The sequence below is a fragment of the Streptomyces sp. NPDC045968 genome (assembly GCF_056430475.1).
Map to the genome: position 1 here is coordinate 11,808 of NZ_JBWKLF010000012.1, position 20,633 is coordinate 32,440.

The 20,633-nt window shown below is 71.0% G+C and carries 21 protein-coding genes; 10 read left to right on the top strand and 11 right to left on the bottom strand.

The genetic code is table 11. The annotated features are described in order from the left end of the window. Nucleotides 1–131: 131 nt before the first annotated feature. From AC07FA_RS29660 to AC07FA_RS29690, 7 genes are all read left to right on the top strand, one after another. A complete protein-coding gene (locus AC07FA_RS29660) occupies nucleotides 132–494 on the top strand; it encodes an ANTAR domain-containing protein (protein WP_479079384.1) in 363 nt (120 codons plus the stop codon). A gap of 245 nt (nucleotides 495–739) precedes the next feature. Beyond that, entirely contained in the window at nucleotides 740–1,534 is a 795-nt protein-coding gene (locus tag AC07FA_RS29665) for a SigB/SigF/SigG family RNA polymerase sigma factor (protein WP_479079385.1), read from the top strand. Nucleotides 1,535–1,579: 45 nt separating this feature from the next. Continuing rightward, entirely contained in the window at nucleotides 1,580–2,053 is a 474-nt protein-coding gene (locus AC07FA_RS29670) for an SRPBCC family protein (RefSeq protein WP_479079386.1), read from the top strand. A 37-nt stretch (nucleotides 2,054–2,090) separates the two neighbouring features. Next, complete coding sequence (locus AC07FA_RS29675; protein ID WP_479079387.1) at nucleotides 2,091–3,722, top strand: phytoene desaturase family protein; 1,632 nt, start codon at nucleotides 2,091–2,093, stop codon at nucleotides 3,720–3,722. A gap of 133 nt (nucleotides 3,723–3,855) precedes the next feature. Further along, the gene (locus AC07FA_RS29680; RefSeq protein ID WP_479079388.1) at nucleotides 3,856–4,743 is read left to right on the top strand and encodes an SDR family oxidoreductase; all 888 of its coding nucleotides are present in this window, start codon (nucleotides 3,856–3,858) and stop codon (nucleotides 4,741–4,743) included. A gap of 38 nt (nucleotides 4,744–4,781) precedes the next feature. Beyond that, nucleotides 4,782–6,263 carry an aminotransferase class I/II-fold pyridoxal phosphate-dependent enzyme gene (locus tag AC07FA_RS29685; protein ID WP_479079389.1) on the top strand — a complete coding sequence of 494 codons (1,482 nt, stop codon included), beginning with the start codon at nucleotides 4,782–4,784 and terminating at the stop codon, nucleotides 6,261–6,263. Between the two features lie 39 nt (nucleotides 6,264–6,302). Further along, nucleotides 6,303–6,674, top strand: coding sequence for a VOC family protein (locus AC07FA_RS29690; RefSeq protein WP_479079390.1), 372 nt, complete (start codon nucleotides 6,303–6,305; stop codon nucleotides 6,672–6,674). A 58-nt stretch (nucleotides 6,675–6,732) separates the two neighbouring features. Here the strand turns inward: AC07FA_RS29690 and AC07FA_RS29695 are convergent, their stop codons facing one another. Together AC07FA_RS29695 and AC07FA_RS29700 are read right to left on the bottom strand one after the other, a co-directional pair. Then, a complete protein-coding gene (locus AC07FA_RS29695) occupies nucleotides 6,733–6,999 on the bottom strand; it encodes a DUF4235 domain-containing protein (protein WP_479079391.1) in 267 nt (88 codons plus the stop codon). Between the two features lie 33 nt (nucleotides 7,000–7,032). Next, nucleotides 7,033–8,076 carry an NAD-dependent epimerase/dehydratase family protein gene (locus tag AC07FA_RS29700; RefSeq protein ID WP_479079569.1) on the bottom strand — a complete coding sequence of 348 codons (1,044 nt, stop codon included), beginning with the start codon at nucleotides 8,074–8,076 and terminating at the stop codon, nucleotides 7,033–7,035. Between the two features lie 229 nt (nucleotides 8,077–8,305). Between AC07FA_RS29700 and AC07FA_RS29705 the strand changes: the two genes are divergently transcribed. Beyond that, the gene (locus AC07FA_RS29705; RefSeq protein ID WP_479079392.1) at nucleotides 8,306–9,868 is read left to right on the top strand and encodes an FAD-dependent oxidoreductase; all 1,563 of its coding nucleotides are present in this window, start codon (nucleotides 8,306–8,308) and stop codon (nucleotides 9,866–9,868) included. A gap of 34 nt (nucleotides 9,869–9,902) precedes the next feature. On the opposite strand, the gene AC07FA_RS29710 is transcribed toward AC07FA_RS29705, so the two are convergent. Then, complete coding sequence (locus tag AC07FA_RS29710) at nucleotides 9,903–11,087, bottom strand: alcohol dehydrogenase catalytic domain-containing protein (RefSeq protein WP_479079393.1); 1,185 nt, start codon at nucleotides 11,085–11,087, stop codon at nucleotides 9,903–9,905. 143 nt (nucleotides 11,088–11,230) lie between these two features. Here AC07FA_RS29710 and AC07FA_RS29715 point away from each other — a divergent pair, with 143 nt between their 5' ends. Further along, a complete protein-coding gene (locus AC07FA_RS29715) occupies nucleotides 11,231–11,767 on the top strand; it encodes a cysteine hydrolase family protein (protein ID WP_479079394.1) in 537 nt (178 codons plus the stop codon). A 179-nt stretch (nucleotides 11,768–11,946) separates the two neighbouring features. Further along, nucleotides 11,947–12,810, top strand: a complete 864-nt coding sequence (locus tag AC07FA_RS29720; protein WP_479079395.1) for an SDR family oxidoreductase — start codon at nucleotides 11,947–11,949, stop codon at nucleotides 12,808–12,810. 18 nt (nucleotides 12,811–12,828) lie between these two features. Here the strand turns inward: AC07FA_RS29720 and AC07FA_RS29725 are convergent, their stop codons facing one another. From AC07FA_RS29725 to AC07FA_RS29760, 8 genes are all read right to left on the bottom strand, one after another. Beyond that, nucleotides 12,829–13,854: an iron-containing redox enzyme family protein gene (locus tag AC07FA_RS29725; RefSeq protein ID WP_479079396.1), complete on the bottom strand. Its 1,026-nt coding sequence runs from the start codon at nucleotides 13,852–13,854 to the stop codon at nucleotides 12,829–12,831. After that, nucleotides 13,851–14,075, bottom strand: coding sequence for a CDGSH iron-sulfur domain-containing protein (locus tag AC07FA_RS29730; RefSeq protein WP_479079397.1), 225 nt, complete (start codon nucleotides 14,073–14,075; stop codon nucleotides 13,851–13,853). Before AC07FA_RS29730 ends, AC07FA_RS29725 begins: the two co-directional genes overlap by 4 nt. Next, nucleotides 14,059–14,760, bottom strand: coding sequence for a HemK2/MTQ2 family protein methyltransferase (locus AC07FA_RS29735; protein WP_479079398.1), 702 nt, complete (start codon nucleotides 14,758–14,760; stop codon nucleotides 14,059–14,061). Before AC07FA_RS29735 ends, AC07FA_RS29730 begins: the two co-directional genes overlap by 17 nt. 184 nt (nucleotides 14,761–14,944) lie before the next feature. Beyond that, nucleotides 14,945–15,904, bottom strand: a complete 960-nt coding sequence (locus AC07FA_RS29740) for a 3-oxoacyl-ACP synthase III family protein (protein WP_479079399.1) — start codon at nucleotides 15,902–15,904, stop codon at nucleotides 14,945–14,947. Nucleotides 15,905–15,940: 36 nt separating this feature from the next. Next, complete coding sequence (locus AC07FA_RS29745) at nucleotides 15,941–17,080, bottom strand: acyl-CoA dehydrogenase (RefSeq protein WP_479079400.1); 1,140 nt, start codon at nucleotides 17,078–17,080, stop codon at nucleotides 15,941–15,943. Between the two features lie 67 nt (nucleotides 17,081–17,147). After that, nucleotides 17,148–18,149: an aldo/keto reductase gene (locus AC07FA_RS29750; RefSeq protein WP_479079401.1), complete on the bottom strand. Its 1,002-nt coding sequence runs from the start codon at nucleotides 18,147–18,149 to the stop codon at nucleotides 17,148–17,150. A gap of 56 nt (nucleotides 18,150–18,205) precedes the next feature. Continuing rightward, nucleotides 18,206–18,850, bottom strand: coding sequence for a nitroreductase family protein (locus AC07FA_RS29755; RefSeq protein ID WP_479079402.1), 645 nt, complete (start codon nucleotides 18,848–18,850; stop codon nucleotides 18,206–18,208). Nucleotides 18,851–18,929: 79 nt separating this feature from the next. Continuing rightward, the gene (locus tag AC07FA_RS29760; protein ID WP_479079403.1) at nucleotides 18,930–20,315 is read right to left on the bottom strand and encodes an aminotransferase family protein; all 1,386 of its coding nucleotides are present in this window, start codon (nucleotides 20,313–20,315) and stop codon (nucleotides 18,930–18,932) included. Nucleotides 20,316–20,633: the final 318 nt, after the last annotated feature.

Genomic DNA, 20,633 nt, shown 5'->3' on the forward strand with positions numbered 1-20,633 from the left:
TAGGGGAAAAGCGTTGAAATACCTTTTTGGGTTTCCCCCCTCCCCCTATTCCCAAGTCCGGGAAGGGGGGGCCCGGGAAACACCCCAAAGAGCGCCCCGCGAAGCCGACGGCACCCGGAAGGGGCGGACCCATGCAGGACCACCACTCCTTCGCACGCGACGCACGGGCGGACACCCCGCCCGCCGCTCCCGAACGCCCCCGGCCGTCGCCCCCGGGCGAGCCGAGCGTCGAGTCGTTGCAGAGCGAGGTCGAGGGGCTGCGCACCGCGCTGGCGTCCAGGCCCGTCATCGACACCGCGCGCGGCATTCTCATGGCGCTGGGCAACTGCACCGGCGAGCAGGCGTGGCAGGCGCTCGTCCACGCGTCCCAGCACAGCAACATCAAGCTCCGCGACCTCGCCCACCAGCTCGTCGAGAGCTATCACGGGGTGCCCCTGCCACCGGCCACACACCGCCTCCTGCACACCGCGATCAGAAACAGCAGAACGGGCTGAGGAGACGGGACCGAGGAGGCTGGACCCGGGTGGACGGGGGCCGGGTCCGCGCCGTCGCCGCCCGCGTGCCACCCGCCGGATTCCAGCGATCATGATCGCACGTTTGGTCTATAATTCGACGGGTATAGGTGTTTTCGTGCTTCGGACAAGAGGTACGCCCGTGGGAGTCCGGCTCCGGGCGCCACCTGTCCGGGCCCGTGCGCTCCCGCGGTGACCGAAAGCATCACCGTCGAGGAGTGACCATCATGGCTGACGCATCCTCCGTAAAGGAGCGTTCGTACGCCGAGACCCCGTCGACCGACTCCGCCTTCCGCCGGCTGCGTACCCTGCCGCCCGGAACCGAACGGGACCAGCTGCGCCACGAGACGATCTGCGCCTGGCTCCCGATGGCACATCGGCTGGCGACCCGGTTCCGCAACCGGGGCGAGTCGATGGACGACCTCCGCCAAGTGGCGGCGATGGGGCTCGTGAAAGCCGTCGACCGCTACGACCCCCTGCGGGGCAAGGCGTTCGAGACGTACGCCGTGCCCACGGTCGTGGGCGAACTCAAACGCCACTTCCGGGATCACACCTGGGACGTCCATGTGCCGCGACGGATCCAGGATCTGCGCAACAGGGTCCGCGTCGCGCGGCGCGACCTCACCCAGACCTGCGAGGGACGCGTACCCACCTGCGCGGAGATCGCGGCGGAGACCGGTCTGAGCGAGGAGGACGTACTGCTGGGGCTGGAGGCCCTGGACAGTTACAGCACCCTGTCGCTGGACGCCGATCTCCCGGGCGCGGACGACGGGTACTCCCTGGGGGACACGCTCGGCTGCTGGGACAAGGCGCTGGAGGTCGCCGTCGACCGCGAAGCCGTGAAGCCGGGACTGCGCCGCCTTCCGGAGCGCGAGCGGACCATTCTGTATCTGCGGTACTTCCGCGACATGACGCAGGTCAGCATCGCGGAGGCGCTGGGCATCTCCCAGATGCACGTCTCCCGGCTGCTCAGCCAGTCCTGCGAACAACTGCGCCTGCAGGCCCTCCAGGGGGCCGGGTGAACGGGGCGCGGCCCGACGAACGCATCCGACCAGCCAGGAGGACCCATGGCCGTCCGGCATCACATCATCGACCGACCGCCGTCCGCCCTGTGGGCGGTGCTGGAAGAGGAGACCCTGTACGGGAAGTGGGTGGTCGGCACCTCCGAGTCGCGCCGTGAGTCGGGCAGCTGGCCGGAGACCGGGTCGTCGATCACGTACACCGTGCGCCTGGGCCCCAAGGAGTTCACGGGCCGGACCGTGGTCCGGCGCATCGACCGGCCGCACGCCCTCGAACTGGAGGCGGAGAGCGGGCCGTTGGGCAGCGCGCGCATCGCGTTCGACATCCGCCCCTGGGGCGACAAGACCCTGGTGCTCGTCGACGAGCATCCCCTGCGAGGCCCCGGCGGGATGCTCCACAACGCGCTGCTGGACGCCGCGATCCAGATCCGGCACCGCGCCATGCTGGCGCGGCTGGCCGAGGTGGTCGAAGCCTGGCCGGCCGAACCCGGCGCACAGGTCGGCGCCGGACCGGCCGAGTGATGCCCCGGCCCGAGCCCCTCCACCGAAGGGAGCCGCGATGGTCGACGCGGTGGTGATCGGAAGCGGCCCCAACGGCCTGGTCGCGGCCAACCTGCTGGCCGACGCCGGCTGGGGGGTCGAGGTGCTGGAGGCCGAGAGCGTGCCGGGCGGTGCGGTACGCAGCGATCAGGGCGTCCACCCCGACTACGTCAACGACGTGTTCAGCTCCTTCTATCCCCTCGCCGCCGCCTCCCCCGTCCTGGCACGGCTGGATCTGGGGCGGGAGGGGCTGCGCTGGACGCATGCTCCGCGGGTGCTCGCCCATCCGTTGCTGGACGGCAGATGCGCCGTACTGGACCGCGACCGGGCGGTGACCGCCGCCGGGCTCGACGGCTTCGCGCCCGGCGACGGGCAGAGCTGGCTGGACCTCTGCCACATCTGGGACCGGCTGGGCGACGACGTGCTCAACGCCCTGTTCTCCCCCTTCCCGCCGATCCGCTCCACAGCGGTGCTGGCGGCGAGGCTCCGGGGAACGGGCGGCCTGAGGCTGGCCCGGAGCCTGATTCTTCCCGTACGCCGGCTCGGTGAGGAGGAGTTCGGCGGGGAAGGCGGCCGGCTCCTGCTCGCCGGCAACGCGCTGCACGCCGACCTGGCTCCCGAGGCGGCCGGAAGCGGGGGCTACGGCTGGCTCATGTCCATGCTGGGGCAGTTCTTCGGCTTTCCCGTGCCCGTCGGCGGCGCGGGCGCGCTCACCGCGGCCCTGGTGAGGCGTCTGCGGGCGCGCGGTGGACACGTCCGGTGCGGGCAGCGCGTGAGCGAGATCGTCGTACAGCGGGGCCGCGCCGTGGGAGTCCGCACGGCGTCCCGGGAGGCCATTCCCGTACGCAGGGCCGTTCTCGCCGATGTGTCGGCGCCCTCCCTGTACGGGGAGCTGATCGCCCCGGAGCATCTGCCGTCGCGCGTCCTCGACGACCTGCGACGGTTCCAGTGGGACTTCGCCACCTTCAAGGTCGACTGGGCGCTGGACGGGCCGATTCCGTGGAGCTGTGCCGATGCCGCGACGGCCGGCACGGTTCATCTGGCCGACGGCGTCGACGAGTTGACCCGGTTCGCCTCGCAGGTGGCCCGGGGCCTGATCCCCGACCGCCCGTTCCTGCTGGTGGGCCAGATGACCACGGCGGACGCCACGCGTTCACCGCTGGGTACGGAATCGGCGTGGGCCTACACCCACGTGCCCCACCGGGTGAAGGGTGACGCGGGTCCGGACGGTCTCTCCGGGGCGTGGGGCCCCCGGGAGCGGGAGGTCATGGCGGACCGGGTGGAGCAGCAGGTGGAGCGGTACGCCCCAGGGTTCCGCGACCGTGTCCGCAACCGGCGCATCCTGACACCGCCGGAGCTCCAGGCGGCCGACAGCAATCTGCGCGACGGGGCGATCAACGGTGGCACCGCGGCCCTGCACCAGCAGTTGTTCTTCCGGCCGCTGCCCGGGACGGGCCGGCCCGAGACCCCCGTGAAGGGGCTGTATCTGGCCTCGGCCTCGGCGCATCCGGGCGGCGGGGTCCACGGCGCTCCCGGCGCCAACGCCGCACGCGCCGCGATCCGTGCCACCCGGAGCACCGCGGCGGTACTGACCGGGGCACAGCGGCTGCTCGCCCGGCGCGGCAGGACGGGCGAGACCGCCTCCGGCTGAACGCGGCCGGCCGTGCCCACGGTTCCGCCGAGCTCGCCGTTCACCCGACCGGGGTGATTGGTCCGCCGCGTCCTGGGAACTCGGGCGGGACGCCACCTGTGCGCCGCCGGCCACCGAGGGAGAAGGACATCTCATGAGTGACAGCGAACAGCCCCAGGACCCGACGCAGCGGTTCCCCCAGCCGGAATTCCCGCAGCAGGACCAGGAGCACCCGGGCTGGACCGGGCCCATGGACCCGCCGCCGGACCACGGCGAGGACTCCTACCAGGGCCATGAGCTCCTCCTCGACCGCAAGACGGTCATCACCGGGGGTGACTCCGGTATCGGCCGCGCGGTCGCCCTGGCCTTCGCGCGGGAGGGTGCCGACGTCCTGTTCACGTACCTGCCCGCCGAGGAGGACGAGGCCCGGGAGACCGTCCGCCTGGTCGAGCAGGCGGGCCGCAAAGCGGTGTCCGTCGTCTGTGACATCCGGGACGAGAAGCAGTGCCGGTCCCTCATCGAGCGGGCCGTCTCCGAGTTCGGACGCATCGACGTCCTGGTGAACAACGCCGCATACCAGATGTCGCAGCCCGAGGGCATCGCCGCCATCTCGACCGAGCAGTTCGACCGTGTGGTGCGCACCAATCTGTACGGGATGTTCTGGCTGTGCAAGACGGCCCTGCCGCACATCCCCGCCGGTGGTTCGATCATCAACACCACCTCGGTGCAGGGGTACAAGCCGAGCCCGCACCTGCTCGACTACGCGATGACGAAGGGCGCCATCGTGACGTTCACGCAGGGGCTCGCCCAGATGCTGGCCTCCTCCGGTATCCGCGTCAACGCGGTGGCCCCGGGCCCCGTCTGGACGCCGCTGATCCCGGCGACGATGCCCGACACCACGAAGTTCGGGAAGCAGAGCCCGCTGGGCCGCCCGGCGCAGCCGGCCGAGATGGCGCCCGCCTATGTCTTCCTCGCCTCGGCGAACGCCTCGTTCATCACCGGCGAGATCATGAACGCCACCGGCGGCACCCCGCTCCCGTGACCGTGATTGACCTGAGGGAAGGCGGGAAGGCGTCCCGTATGCCAGCACACCATCATGAAGCTCCGGTTCTCGATGCTCTGGCCGCTTACAAGGAGAACGGAGAGCTGGGCTTCTCCCCTCCCGGGCACAAACAGGCGCGGGGCGCCGCACCTGCCGTACGGGCGGTGCTCGGCGACGCGGTCTTCTTCGGCGACGTACTCGCCACGGGCGGTCTCGACGACCGGCGCGGGAAGTCCCGGGTACTCCAGCGCGCCGAGGAACTGATGGCCGACGCCGTCCACGCGGAGCACACGTTCTTCTCCACCTGCGGCAGTTCCCTCTCGGTCAAGGCGGCCATGCTCAGCGTCGCCGTGCCGGGTCAGCGGCTCCTGGTGGGCCGGGACGCCCACAAGTCGGTCGTCGCCGGGCTGATCCTGTCCGGTGTCGAGCCGGTGTGGGTGGAGCCGCAGTGGGACACGGAGCGGCACCTGGCCCACCCGCCCTCGGCGGAGGCCTTCGAGCGGGCGTTCGCCGAGTACCCGGACGCCCGCGGCGCTCTGGTCACCAGCCCCACCCCGTACGGTTCGGCGGCCGATCTGCGGGCCATCGCGGAGGTGTGCCACCGGCGGGCCAGGCCCCTGATCGTCGACGAGGCGTGGGGTGCGCATCTGCCGTTCCACCCGGACCTGCCGTCCTGGGCCATGGACGCCGGCGCCGATGTCTGCGTCACGAGCATCCACAAGATGGGCAGCGGCCTCGAACAGGGGTCGGTGTTCCATCTTCAGGGCGATCTCGTCGACCACGACACGCTGGCCTCGCGCGCCGACCTGCTCGGCACGACCAGCCCGTCCGTCCTGCTGTACGCGGGCATCGACGGCTGGCGGCGGCAGATGATGCTGGAGGGGCACGCTCTGTTGTCCCGGGCGCTCGAACTGACCGCCGAGGTCCGGCAGCGGATCGAGGAGATCGACGGGATGCACGTCAACGGGCCCGCGGACTTCTGCGGGCCGGGCAGGGCGGCGGAGTTCGATCCGCTTCCCGTGATCATCGACATCAGCGGGCTCGACACCAACGGGTACCGCGCGGCCGACTGGCTGCGCACCCACCATCACGTCGACATGCACCTGGCCGATCACCGCCGGATCAGCGCGCAGTTCACCCACGCCGACGACGAGACCACCGCCGGCCGGCTGCTGGAAGCCCTGCGCGACCTGTCCGCGCACGCCCCCACCCTGCCTCCGGCACCCGAGGTACAGATCCCCGACGCCGATGAGCTGCGGCCGGACCAGGTGTGCCTGCCCCGCGACGCCTACTTCTCCGCCACCGAGGACGTACCGGTGGAGAAGGCCGTGGGCCGCGTCGCCGCGGAGATGATGACGCCGTATCCCCCGGGCATCCCGACCGTCCTGCCCGGCGAGCGGATCACGGAACCCCTGCTGCGCTATCTGCGCTCGGGGATCGAGGCGGGGATGAACGTCCCCGACCCCGCCGACCCCGCCCTGGACACCGTCCGCGTCTGCGCGGACGGTGAAGGCCCCTGAGCCAGTCCCTCTCCACACCTGCGTACAGAAGGAACGGACATGCCCATCGCCACCTACACCCTCGTCGCACTCGACTGCCCCGACCCGAAGGCGCTCGCGGACTTCTACCAGGCGGTGCTGGGGGGTGAGGTCAAGCACGACCACGAGGACTGGTACGAGCTCCACGTCCCCGAGGGGGCCCGGATCGCGTTCCAGCGGGCGCCCGACCACCGGCCGCCCGAGTGGCCGCGCGGGGACCGCAACTCCCAGCAGGAACACCTGGACTTCGAGGTGGCGGACATCGACCGGGCCCAGGAGGAGGTGCTCGCGCTCGGCGCGACACCGCTGGACGTGGACGACCGGGGCGGCGAGCGCGGTTTCCGGGTGTACGCGGACCCGGCGGGGCATCCGTTCTGTCTGTGCCGTCAGTAGGTCCCCGCACAGGACAGAGGGCCCGTGGCGACAGGCGCCACGGGCCCTCTCCCCCGTCTCAGCCCGGCCAGGTCCCCGTCAGCCGACGGACGAACGCCGCACCGCTCCTGTCGGTGGCCGCCTTGACCGCCGCGAAGATCGCGCCCTGCACCGCGGCCGCGAGCAGGATCTCGCGCCATCCCCGGTTCTCGTCGGTCGCGTCCGGTGCGTCCTCCTCGCTCTTCAGGTGCTTCCACACGGTCTTGAACAGGGCGCCGGCCACCACCCCGCTCACGGAACCGAGAATCAGGCCGACCGGCTTGTACGCCACTTTCGCCTTGTCCATCGCTACTCCCTTTCCGTCACACCACCCGGTCGGTCATCCCACTCGCTTGCCGGCCAGCGGAGCGGTGTCCTCGCCGGCCCCCTGACGTACACCGCGCAGGAAGGCGCTCAACGCCTCGGCGGCCGTGTGGGCGGGGCGCCACCCCAGTACCTGGTGGGCCCGTGTGCAGTCGAGTACCGGCAGCCGCAGCACTGCGTCGAACAGATGCGGGGACGCCGGTACGGCATGTGCCTGCCACGCGGCTGCCAGCGCGGTCCGCACCACGGCCCGGGGTACGCGGACGACGCGGGCGTCGAGCAGCTCGGCCAGCTCCCGGGCATCGGTCACCGTGTCGGCCGCCAGGTTGAACGGGCCGCGCACGTCCTGGAGCACGGCCAGCCGGTACGCCTCCGCCGCGTCGTCGGTATGCAGCACCTGGAAGCGCAGACCCTCCAGATCGGGCACGAAGGGCAGCAGATCGGGCCTGAGCAGGCTCCCGGGAACGTACCGGCCGGCGAAGATGCGGCGCTGTTCGCTCGCCGAAGTCTCCTTGAACAGGAAACCGGGCCGCATCCTGACCACCCTGATCTGCGGATGCCGCAGTTCGAAGGTGTCGAGTACGCGTTCCAGGTACGCCTTCTCCCGGCAGTAGGCCGCGTCCGGCCAGCCGTGGGTGGGCCACTGCTCGTCGACGCCGGGTTCCTCCTTCGGGCCGGGCGAGTAGGCGCCCACGGACGAGGCGTGTACCAGGGCCGGGACGCCGGCCTCCGCCACCGCATCGAAGACCCGCATGGACCCGAGCACGTTGCTCTGCCATGTGACCACGGGGTCGTGCGTCGGCTGGAAGCGCCAGGCGAGGTGGACGACCGCGTCGGCGCCGCGCACCAGATCCTCCAGCGGACCGGCGCTCTCGGGCTGCGAGAGGTCGACGGTCTCCCATTCCACCCCTTCGGTCCACAGCTTCGGCCTTCTGCGCGCCAGGCCCAGGACGGACCCGACCTCGGGGTCCCGGGCCAGCGCGGCAACCACACTGGTCCCCACATTGCCGGTGGCCCCCGTGACCACGACGCGTTTGCCGGGGGACGGATCGGTGACCATGAATCGCTCGCTCACTGCCGTCTGCCGGGCCGACGTCCCCGCAGCCCCGGTGGCTGCGGCTCCCCCGCCGGCACGGTCGTTTCGTGTCGGGTAACCAGTGATCAGAGGAAATAACCTGAAATCAGGCGGAAAAGGCGAAACGCGGCAACGCGAGGAGTGTGCCGACGACCGGACCGGGCACTCGCAGGGTTCGCCGTCCCGACCCGACACCGACCTGGGAGAACACGCCATGAAGAACCCGAGCCGACTGCCCGGACAGGACGAGTCCTTCTGGATGGAAAGCACCGGCAGCCCCGCCCATGCGCCGCTGACCGAGGACATCGAGGTGGACGTGGCCGTGGTGGGCGGCGGCATCGCCGGTCTGAGCACCGCGTGGGAACTGACCCGGGCCGGCCGGAGCGTCGCCGTCCTGGAAGCCGACCGCATCGCCGCCGGCGTCACCGGATACACGACCGCGAAGGTGTCCGCGCTGCACTCCCTGGTGTACGACCGGCTGCGCCGGACCCGGAACACGGAAGCGGCCCGCCTGTACGCGCTGTCGCAGAAGGACGCGGTGGAACGGGTGGCGGACATCGTGCGCGAGCTGGGGATCGCCTGTGACCTCGAACGGGTGAGCGCCTACTCGTACGCCGCCGATCCCTCGTCCCGTGCCGCGGTCGAGGCGGAGGCCGAAGCGGCCGCCGAGGCCGGTCTGCCGGTCTCGTACGTCACCGAGACCGAGCTGCCCTTCGACGTCAGCGGCGCGGTCCGGCTGGACGGGCAGATCCAGTTCCACCCGCGCAAATACCTGCTGGCACTGGCCGAGGACCTGCGGGAGCGGGGCGGTCTCGTCTTCGAACGCACTCGGGTCACCGGACTGTCCGAGGGGACCCCGTGCCGGGTCACCACCGAGTCGGGACGGACGGTGACCGCGCACGACGTGGTCGTGGCGACGCATTACCCCGTCTTCGACCGGGCGATGCTCTTCGCCCGGCTCTCCCCGCGCCGGGAGCTGGTGGTGGCCGCGCCCATCGATGCCGACCGGGCGCCCACGGGCATGTACATCACGGAGGACGAGGGCAAGCGTTCGGTGCGCTCCACGCCGCTGGGTGACGGGCAGCGGCTCCTGATCGTCACCGGTGAGAGCTTCACGCCGGGCACCGGCGACGCGCGCGAGGCGTTCCTCCGGCTGGACGCCTGGATGCACGCACGCTTCCCGGTGGGTCCCACCGCCTTCCGATGGGCGGCGCAGGACAACGATCCGAGCGATACGGTGCCGCTGGTCGGCCCGTTCCACGTCGGCGCCCGTCATACGTATGTGGCCACCGGGTTCGGCGGCTGGGGAATGACGGGCGGCGTGCTCTCCGGCCGCCTCCTGAGCGCGCTCGTCACGGGCACGGGTGACCGGTTGCCGTGGGCGGGCCTCTACGACCCGCGACGCCTGGGGAGCGCTCTGCGCGAGGCGCCCGCGCTGCTCGGCCAGCAGGCCGAGGTGGCCAAGCACTTCGCCGGTGACCGCCTGAAGGTCACCCACGTCGATTCGGTCGACGCCATCCGCCCGGGCACGGGTGCGGTGGTGCGTGTCAACGGCCGCCGCTGCGCGGTCTACCGCGACGAGGACGGCACGCCCCAGGTGGTGTCCGCCCGCTGTACGCATCTCGGGTGCCTGGTGGCCTTCAACGAGGCGGAGACCTCCTGGGAGTGCCCCTGCCACGGCTCGCGCTTCGCTGTGGACGGGGCGGTCCTCCAGGGCCCGGCGGTCCGGCCCCTGGAGAAGCTGGACATGGGCGAGGACGAGGTGCTCGACGACTGACGCGCCGGGGTGTGCGGCGCTCGTGCCTGCCGCGTCATGGCACGAGCAGGGTCTTGATCATGCCGTCGGCCTTCTTCTGGAACGTCTCGTACGCCTGCGGGCCCTCTTCGAGCGGCAGGTGATGCGTGGCGAAGGTGTCCACACCCAGCGGGTCCTCGTCGGTGAGCAGCGGCAGGATGTCGTCGACCCAGCGCTTGACGTTGGCCTGCCCCATGCGGAACTGGATCTGCTTGTCGAACATGGTCAGCAGAGGCATCGGGTCGGCGGCCCCGCCGTACACACCGGAGACGGAGATCGTGCCGCCCCTGCGCACCACGTCGATCGCCATGTGGAGTGCGGCGAGCCGGTCCACGCCCACCGTCTCCATCAGGCGCGTGGCGAGGGCGTCGGGCAGCATCCCGACTGCCGCGTGCGCCGCCTTGGCGACGGGTGCGCCGTGCGCCTCCATCCCGACCGCGTCGATCACCGCGTCGGTGCCCCGGCCGTCGGTGAGGTCCCGGATGGCGTCTCCGAGGTGTTTGCCGTGCCTGCGCAGGTCGAGGCAGGTGACTCCATACTCGCTCGCCCGGCTCAGCCGGTCGGGCACGAGGTCCACGCCCACGACCAGTTCCGCGCCCCGGTGGAGTGCGATCCGCGCGGCCATCGCGCCGATCGGGCCGAGGCCGAGCACGGTGAGCGAACCTCCGGGCGGGACGGCGGCGTACTCCACGGCCTGCCACGCGGTGGGCAGCACGTCCGAGAGGTAGACGAACCGGTCGTCCGGCGGCCCGTGCGGGACCTTGACGGGCAGGCTGTTGCCGAAGGGGACGCGCAGGAACTCCGCCTGGCCGCCCGGCACCTGGCCGTAGAGCTTGGTGTAGCCGAAGAGGGATGCGCCCGTGCCGTACTTGCGCACCTGGGTGGTCTCGCACTGGGAGTGCAGCCCCTGGGCGCACATGAAGCAGTGGCCGCACGAGATGTTGAAGGGGATCACCACCCTGTCCCCCGGCACCAGGGCGGTCACCTCCGGGCCGACCTCCTCCACCACGCCCATCGGCTCATGACCGAGGATGTCGCCGGGATCGAGATAGGGCCCGAGCACCTCGTAGAGATGCAGATCCGAGCCGCAGATTCCGGTGGAGGTGATTTTGACGATGACATCGGTCGGGTCCTGGATCCGAGGGTCGGGAACGGTCTCGACCCGGACGTCCCGCTTCCCCTGATAGGTCAATGCGCGCATGGTGCAGCTCGCTTTCCACGCTGTGTCGCCATTTCCTCCGCTACGGACGCGTGCTGGGTTCCCCCGAGGGTCTTCCCGAAACGTGGGCCCGGCGGACCGGGTGCCGACCGGAAAGGGGGACGGCGCGGTGGGAGCATGAAGCCATGGGAAACAGCGCTCTCATCGTCATCGACATGATCAACACATACGGCCATCCGGACGCGGAACTCCTGATCCCCTCCGTCCGTACCGCGCTGCCGCACCTGGCCCGCGTTCTCGAACGCGCCCGCGGGGAAAGCGTTCCCGTCATCTACGTCAACGACAATTTCGGCGAATGGCGGTCCCACCACGGTGAGATCGTCGAAACCGCGCTGGCGGGGACGTACGCGGAGCTGGTCGAGCCCGTCCTGCCGGACGACAACTCCTTGTTCGTCGTGAAGGCCAGACACTCCATCTTCTACGAAACACCGCTCACCTATCTGCTCTCGCAGCTGGACGTGGACCATGTCGTTCTCTGCGGCCAGGTCACCGAGCAGTGCGTGCTGTATTCCGCCCTCGACGCACACATCCGTCATCTGCGGGTCAGCGTTCCGGAGGATGCGGTGGCACATATCCACAAAGACCTGGCGGAGGCCTCGCTGCGCATGATGGAGCGCAATATGGGCGCCGCCATCCGGACCGCGGAGACGGTCGAATTCTAGGTGGGGGACGAGACCGTGCGGGCCGCCGAGCGCGTCCGCGCCGGCCCTCTCCGCCCGTGCGTGCGGGCCGCCCGGAATGCGCGTGGCCACGACCGCTGAAACCATGGGGGAGGGCGGGCGCCGGACCGAAGGGCAGACCGCGACCGGTCGGCCCACGCGCTCGACAGCGAGGAGTTCCGTTGACCGCTGGACAGCACGTTCTGAGGGGCCGTACTGCCGTCGTGACCGGCGCCGCACGCGGCGTGGGCGCGGCCGTCGCCGGAGCACTGGCCCAGCGGGGTGCCCGGGTGGCCCTGCTCGGACTGGAGGAGGAAGCCCTGGCCGCGGTGGCCTCCACGCTTCCCACTCCGTCGCTGTACCGGCACGTCGACGTCACGGACGACGGGGCGATGGCCGAGGCCGCGGAAGAGGTACGCCGCAGGCTGGGTGAGGCGTCCGTCGTGGTGGCCAACGCCGGGGTGGCCGAGGGCGGCCCCTTCATCGACTCCGACCCGGCCACCTGGCGCCGCGTGATCGAGGTCAACCTCGTGGGAAGCTCCGTCACTGCGCGCTCGTTCCTGCCCCACCTGCTCGACACCCGGGGCTACTACCTCCAGATCGCCTCCCTGGCGTCGATCGGGGCGGCGCCGATGATGAGCGCCTACTGCGCCTCGAAGGCCGGTGTGGAGTCCTTCGCGCACTCCCTGCGGGCCGAACTCGACCCGCGTGGGGTAGGTGTGGGCACGGCCTACATCAACTGGACCGACACGGACATGATCCGGGACGCCGACCAGTACGCGGTGCTGCGGGAACTGCGCGCCCACATGCCCCCGCCCGCCAGGAAGGTCTATCCCGTCCGGTACGTGGCCGACGCCCTGGTGAAGGGCGTGGAGCGGCGCGCGACCACCGTCTACGTACCCCGGTGGCTGCGTGGCGTGCAGGTGGTGCGCGCGGCCCTGCCCGGGCTGGTCGTCCGCTACTCGCGGCAGGAGCTGACGCGCTCGGAGTTCTCCCCGACGGGCCTGCTGGGGGCGGGCGGACGCGCGGCGACCGAGGAGCGCTGAAGGCTCAGCGCAGGAGGGTCAGCGCAGGGGCGCGCGAAGCGCCGTACGTCCGTCGCGCCAGCTCGCCAGAAGGTGGTCGGCCAGCCGGTCCTCCAGCAGCCCGGTGGCCTCGATGCCCAGGACGATGTCCGGGGCGAGCTCCGGCTCGTCCTCCAGCAGCCCCCCGATCACGTCCCGGCGGACCACCTGTTCGTGGACGGCGTCGGCTTCCACGTGCTCGTCGTAGAACCGCTGCGCGGCCGCTCCCGCCCCCGCCCGGCGCAGGGCCTTCGCCATGCGGCGGGAGCCCGGCGACGAGGTGATCTCCACGGCGGCGAAATGGCCCACCAGCGCACCGCGCAGCCGGCGGTGCAGTCCGAACAGGGACATCGAGTTCACCGTCGCCAGGGCGGCTGCGGGAGCGGCGTCCAGATAGCCGCCGTACGTCGTGTCCAGGCCGAGGTCGGCCATCAGATCGGCGAACAGCTGGGCGTGGATGTCCTCGGCCCGGCCGGCTCCGAACTCGTCGTACTCGACGGCCACCATGGCCGCCTTCGCCCGGCCCCGGAGCCTGGGCACCACCCAGAGGTGCGGGTCCGCTTCCTTGAGGTGGTACAGCGAGCGCAACGCCGCGTACTCACGGAGCTGTTCGAGCGTCCCCTCGCGCTGGAGGTGGTGGCTGACGCTGTGCCCGTCGTCGCCGACGGGTTCCAGCAGCAGGGCGCCGACGGCCTCCTCCACGTCCTTGCCGCCCGACGTGCCTTCACGCAGCGCACGCAGGAAGACGTCCTCGGCGGCGGCGCGGACGGCCAGCAGCGCGGGGTCCCACTCCAGCATCTCGTCCGACCCCGCGAAGCCCCGGTAGTGGAGTTCGTAGAGGACGTAGAGCAGGAGGTGCAGATCCTCGCCGTACGGGTCGGCGCGGCCGGTCTCGTCGCCGGAGGGCAGCACGCCTCGCCGCCCCGCCAACGCGGCGATGACCCGCTCCGAGAGGTCGCCCCGTGGCTGAGGAAGCGCGGGAGCCGCTGCGGAGCGGTGGGGGTCCGTGGGGGGCAACGGCGTCACGAGGGCTTGTCCTCACCTTCGGCTGCGGGTGTGCGAAGACGGTGGCTGGTGTCGCACCAGGGGTGGATACGGCTGCGTCGGCACGTGCAGAGGGCGACGACGAAGCGGTCGGAGACGACCGTCCGGCCGTCTCCGGTCGTCACTTCGACCGGTCCTTCCACGAGGATCGGACCGTCTCGTTCCGCCACCACGCGACGCGGCCGTTCACTGCTTTCGCGCACGGATGACCACCAGCTCTTCCCGGTTCGTGTGCGTCGGCAGCAGCCCTCGGGCGCGCAGCCAGGCGAGCCGCCCGCGCGTCACCGGCCCGAACGGAATGGCCACGCGGTCACAGACCGAGGCCTCCAGTCCGGCGCGGGAGAGCCGCCGTATGGTCTCGTCCGGACGGCTGAGGGCGGAATGGACCATCAGCATCAGTCCGCCGGGCCGCAGCGCGGCGGGGGCCGCGTCACAGATCCGGTCCACGAGTATCCGGCCGTCGAGCCCCGCGTCCCAGGCCCGGCTGACGCCCCGCCTCGGGAGCGACGCGTTCGGGGCGGGCACGTACGGGGGGTTGCTGATGAGCGCGTCGAACGTGCGGCCCCGCAGCCCCGTCAGCAGGTCTCCCCGGTGCACCGAGATGTCCAGCCGGGCGAGGGCGGCGTTCAGGCGCGCCGATGCCACGGCCCGGCGGCTGATGTCCACGGCGGTGACCCGCGCGCCCAGCCGGGCGGCGTGGAGCGCCAGCAGGCCGCTGCCGGTGCACAGGTCGAGCACCTCCATGCCCGGACGGATGCCCTCGCGGCGCATCGCGGCGGCGAGCAGCAGACTGTCGGCCTGCGGGCTGTACACACCGGGCAGCCGCACGATCCTGCCCGGCCACGGAGTGTCATGGACGGCCTTCACACCGGCGTCTGGAATGCTCACGGCGCCTCCCGAACTGGACGAATACCATTCCAGGCTCGGCCATGCGGCACACCACTGCCACTCGTGCGGCCCTGGGGCCGCCGTGATGGCCTTGGCTTTCCGAGCCCGGACAACTCAACCGATCTGATCGTTTCGGTATCCCCAACGGTCTCGGGCAAACCTGTGAGCATCCCTGCGCGGGCTGTCAGCCCGTGTACTCCATGGCCATGACCCCCCAGCTGAACCCGAGCGCACTCGTGGCGTGCAGGACCAGGTCGCCGGGCGCGAGCTTCTGTGCGTCGATGAGTTCCTGCATGGCGATGAAGGTGTCCGCGGAGCCCATGTGACCGAGCCGGTGGTAGTTCAGGACGCTCCTGCTCTCGGGCAGGCCGAGGTCCGTCAGCAGCCGTTCGTGGATGGGCCTGCTGCCGTGGGTGACCAGCAGATAGGCGACGTCGCCGAGGTCCTTTCCGATCGAGGCGAGGAGGTCCGTGGTGAGGGTGGTGAAGTTCTGCGCGTACGCCTCGGCCAGGCCGTCGCGGTCGCCGTGGCGCCGGATGATCATCCGGCCGTCCTCACGGACGCCGGTGTAGTAGTCGCACCAGCTCGGATCGGTGCGCAGTCGCGAGCCCAGGACCTCGACCGAGGCACCGGACGACGACAACAGGAACGCGCCGCCCGCGTCCCCCTGGTTGAACATCTCCTTGGCGGTGGGATCGCCGTAGTCGAGCAGTGTGCTCACCCGGTCGCCGATGAGCACGAGCACGTACTCGCCCTCCCGCCCGGCCAGCGTGTCGCTGCCGATCTGGAGCGCGGCGGTCACGGCGTTGCAGTAGTTCGCCAGTTCGAAGCAGTACGCGCCGGTGATACCCAGTTCGTGCGCCACTTTCGCCGCCGGCGACCAGAAGGCGTTGTCCCACTCGCCCGTACCGGCGTAGATCACGGTCCGTACGGACGAGGGCGGCACCTGGGTCCGCTTCATCACCTGCTGCGCGGCGCGCAGGGCGAGTTCCCACTCCGTCTCCCCCTCTCCGAGCACCGGGTAGCTGTCGCACGTCGTGATGACGCGCACGTCCGCCTCGGAGAGGCCCGATTGCGCCGCCATCTCACGGACGCTTCTGCGCGCCGAGGGGAAGGTGATCTCGAAGTCGGTTATTCCGGCCATGTTCTGCTCCGTCCGGTCGGTGTGACGATCTGCTGTCTAGGAGAAGAAGAGGGGCTTGCCCGTGTAGTAGGCGTCGATGGCCTCGCTCATGCTGGACCGCGAGGGCGGATGGAAGACCAGTGCCTGGGCGGCGGACGCGAGGTAGGCGATCTCCGGCGAGCGGATGTAGGCCATGCCGCCCAGGGTCTCGACCGCCAGGCCGACGACCTTGGTCAGCAGGTCCTGCACGGAGTACCGGGTGAACAGGGAGGCGGCCGCGCAGTCGTTGCCGAGGTCGCCGTCCATGATCCGGCGTGCGAGTCCCTCGACGAGCGAGGCGGCGGTCTCGACGAGGAGACACAGCTGAGCGCGTTCGGCGGCCGTGCCGCGCCGCCCTTCCATGGCCCGGGCCACCAGGGAGCTGGCGACGCCGGTGTAGGCGGCGGCGATGATCATCTGGAACCAGATGACGCCGGTCTCGTTGAGTTCGTCGAGCTTCTCGGCGGCGGCCGGGGGCGCCCGGAGCAGATCCTCGTCCGTGACGAACACATCGTCCAGACGGACTTCGTGACTCTCGGCCGCCACCAGCGGGAACGTCGACCAGAAGGGGTGGACGGAGATGCCCGGGGTGTCGGCGGGCAGCACCAGCAGCGCCATCTCGGGACTTCCGTCCCTGCCGCTCACGCCCACGCTGGCGGTGAGCAGGTCCATGGAGCGCGACAGGCTGCACGGCTTCTTCGAGCCGCTGACGAGGTAGCCGCCGGAGGTCTCACGGGCCTGGACGGCAGGGCTCAGGATGCCGCGGCCCGAGCGCCCCTCCGCGAAACCGGAGGCCAGGAGGGACCTCTTCTCCGCCATGACGTCGAGAACGGTCTTCCGGAGCTTGGAGTCGTCGCCGTAGAGAGGCGAGAGGGAGTAGAGCATGCCGACCGAGAAGTGGTGCATCGCGGTCGCCACCGCGAGGGAGGGGGCGAGCGACCCCAGAGCCCGGACGACCCGGACCGCGTCGAGAGCGGAGGCGCCGATGCCGTCGGCCTCCCCCGGGATCAGGAGGTTGGGGCCCCCGTACTGCTTGAACAGGGCGAGCGCGGGGCTCTCCGTGGACTCCAGCTCGTCGAACGGTACGTCGGCCAGCCGTCCGGCGAGACCCGGTAAGAGGGTCTCGCAGGCGGCGAGATCGTGGTGCAGGAACTTCACGCTTCCAAACCTTCCCGTAGGGGACGTGTGCGGGGTGACGCGGCGGCCGACGCACCGTGTACGGCGGTCAGTTGCCGACCAGCCCCATGAGGAACGGGGAGTACCGGTCGCCGTGGACGGCGTGCGCCGGCACGGCCGCCGCCACGGCGGCGAGCTCGTCGGCGGAGAGCTCGACCGAGGCTGCGGCGAGGTTCTCCGCCAGGTGGTCCCGTCGTGCGGTGCCCGGGATGGGGACGACGTCGTCGCCCTGCTGGTGGACCCACGCCAGGGCGAGTTGGGCGACGGTGATCCCGCGCGCCGCGGCCAGGGGCCGGAGCGCGTCCAGCACCGCGACGTTGCGGCGCAGGTGGGGCGGGGCGAACCTGGGCAGCGTGCGCCGGAAGTCCGTCGCGGGTCCGAGATCGGCGTCCGAGCGGATGTGCCCGGTCAGGAATCCCCGGCCCAGCGGACTGGACGCGATCAGGCCCACGCCGAGCTCCCGGCAGACCGGAAGGATGTCGTCCTCGACGTCCCGGCTCCAGAGCGACCACTCGCTCTGGACCGCGGTGACGGGGTGGACCGCGTGCGCACGGCGGAGGGTGGCGGCGGAGACCTCCGAAAGGCACACATGACGCACCGTGCCCTCGGCGACGAGCTCCGCCATCGCACCCATCGCCTCCTCGATGTCCTCGCCGGGAGCGGCCCAGTGCTTGACGTAGAGGTCGAGGTGGTCCACTCCGAGGCGGCGCAGCGAGGCGTGACAGCGCGCCCGGATGTAGTCCCGGTCACCGCGTACGCCCAGGAACGCCCCTTCCGCGTCACGTTCCAGACCGACCTTCGTGGACAGGAGCACCCGGTCCCGCCGCCCCGCGACGGCCCGGCCGAGCAGCCGTTCCCCCTCGCCGAGGCCCTGCACGTCGGCGGTGTCCAGCAGCGCGACACCGCGGTCGATCGCCTCGTGCACCGTGGCCAGTGCCTCGGCGGGGTCGGCGAGCCCGTAGAACGAGGTGGTGCTGAGGCAGCCCAGGCCCTGGGCGGGCAGCTTCAACGTGCCGAGGCGGCGGGCGGGGAGCGGCGGTGCGGTCGTCATCGGTGTCCTGTCCGTACGAGGAGGGGAGGGTCCCATCGGACCCGGGCGGCCATCCTTCACCAGGTGTCGAGGTGCATCACCGAGGCGAGCGGCTGACGGGCGGCGGGCCGGAAGTCCGTGCCGATGGAGAACGCGGTGGGGATCAGAGCCGCCTGCACGATGCCGTCCGGCATCCCGAGCAGCTCGGCGATCTCCTTCTCGTACATCAGGTGCAGGGTGGTCCAGGCGGTACCGAGACGGCGGGCGCGGGCGGCGAGCATGTAGCTCCACGCGGCCTGGATGACCGAGCCCCACATACCGGCCTGGTTGTACTCCGGCGCCTCCTTGGCGTCCAGGCACGGGATGACGAGGACGGGTACCTCCGCCATGTGCTCACCCAGGTAGGCGACGCTGTCGCCGACGCGCTGCTGCTCCGGATGGCGCACGGGGTGGTCCGCGTAGAGCGAGGCGCACGAACCCTCGGACGTCAGGTAGGTCTGCACCGCCCGCCGGTAGTACTCGCCGATGGCGGCCCGCTGGTCCTTGTCGGTGACGACCATCCAGTGCCAGGTCTGCCGGTTGCTGCCCGACGGTGCCTGCAACGCGATCTCCAGGCATTCCTTGACCAGGTCGAGCGGGACGGGGCGGGACAGATCGAGCCGTTTGCGCACGGAGCGCGTGGTGGTCAGCAGTTCGTCAGGAGTCAGGTCCAAGAGAGACACGGGGGTCCTTTTTTCGATGCGGACACGGAGACGAGCGGTGGTGCCTGCGCGGCCCGAGGGGGTGCGGGCCGTGCGGGGATCAGGTCCGCACGCTGCCGTCGGCGTTCACGCGCTGCAGCACCGCGTACAGCCCGTCGGCCAGCTCGTCGGCGTCCTCGCGGCTCAGCACCAGGGGCGGGTTGATGAGCAGCGCACGGGGGTTGCCGCGCAGGATGATCCCCGCGTCCTCGCGCAGGGCCGTCGCGACGGGCGCCGTCCCGGTGGGCAGCGGGGTCCGCGCCTGCTTGTCCGCCACCAGCTCGATGCCGAGCATCAGACCGAGTTGGCGGACTTCGCCGACCACGGGCAGATCCTGCAGGCCCTCCAGCCGCTGGGCCAGGTACGCCCCGGTCTTGGTCGCGTTCTCCAGCAGGTTCTCGCGGTCGATGAGGTCGATGTTGGCCAGGGCGACCGCGCAGGCCGTGGGGTGACCGGTGTAGGTGAAGCCGATGGGGAAGCCGTTCCGGCTGATCATCTCGGTCACCTCGTCGCTGACCAGCACGGCTCCGTGGGGTACGTACCCCGAGGTCAGACCCTTCGCGGTGACCATGAGGTCGGGGGTCACACCGAAGTGCTCCGCCGCGAACCAGTGCCCGGTGCGGCCGTATCCCGTCACCACTTCGTCGAAGATCAGCAGGATGCCGTGCTGCCGCAGCAGTTCGGCCACCCGCGGCCAGTAGTCCGCGGGAGGAATGACGGCGCCGCCGACGCTCATGACCGGTTCAGCGATCATCGCCGCGATCCGGCCCGGCCCGATCCGTTCGATCGTCTCGCGCAGCTCCCGCAGGCAGAAGTCCGTGACAGCCTCCTCCCCGTACTCCTGGAGCTGGTACGGGTCGGGCGCCGTGAGGTGGTGGACGTCGGGCAGGGTCGGGCCGAACCCCTCGTGGTAGACGGGGAGTCCGGACACGCTGCCACTGCCGTAGCCGATGCCGTGGTAGGCGGACTTGCGGGAGAGTATCCAGGTGCGTTCGGGCTGCCCGGCGCGGTAGTGGAAGTACCGCGCCATGCGCAGGGCGATCTCGTTGCCCTCGGCCCCACCGCTCGTGAAGAAGACGCGTTCGAGGCCAGGCGGCGCCAACTCGGCGAGGCGCACGGCAAGTTCGATCGCCTTGTCGTTGCTCATGAGCTCCCAGGTGTGGAAGCACTCCAGCGCGTTCATCTGCGCGGCGGCGACGTCGGCCAGTTCACTGCGCCCGTGGCCCACCTGCATCATGCCCAGCACCGCGGCGGCGTCGAGGTAGCTGCGTCCGGTGCTGTCGCGGACGTGGCAGCCGCTCCCCTCGACCATGACGATGCGGTCCCGCCTGTCGGCCGGCAGGTTCGGGTGGATCAGCCGGTCGCGGTCGGCCTGAATCCAGTCGGCCGTCCTGGACGCGGCGGATGCGGCGGATGCGGCGACCGGCGCGGTGGGGGACACGGACATGGGCGGGCTCCTTTGGACAGGCAGGCACGAGGGTGCCGCGGACTCGGGAGGGACGCGTGGGCGGCGGATGGGAACTGCCGCCGACCGGACGGGAGTCTGGCAGCGGACGCATGCGGTCGGCATGATCACGACGCACGCCGTTCGTCCAGTGATCCACAAGCACGGGACAAGGCAGGAGTGCCCCCACCCTCCCGCGACGGGGATTCCCGCGTCCTCCCGGAGCTGCCGACTTCCGCGCGTTCCCCGGAGTTTCCCGCCCGGACCCCTGATCACCCACCCCCGGCCGCCCTGCGCCCGGTTGCGATTGGCCGAACACAC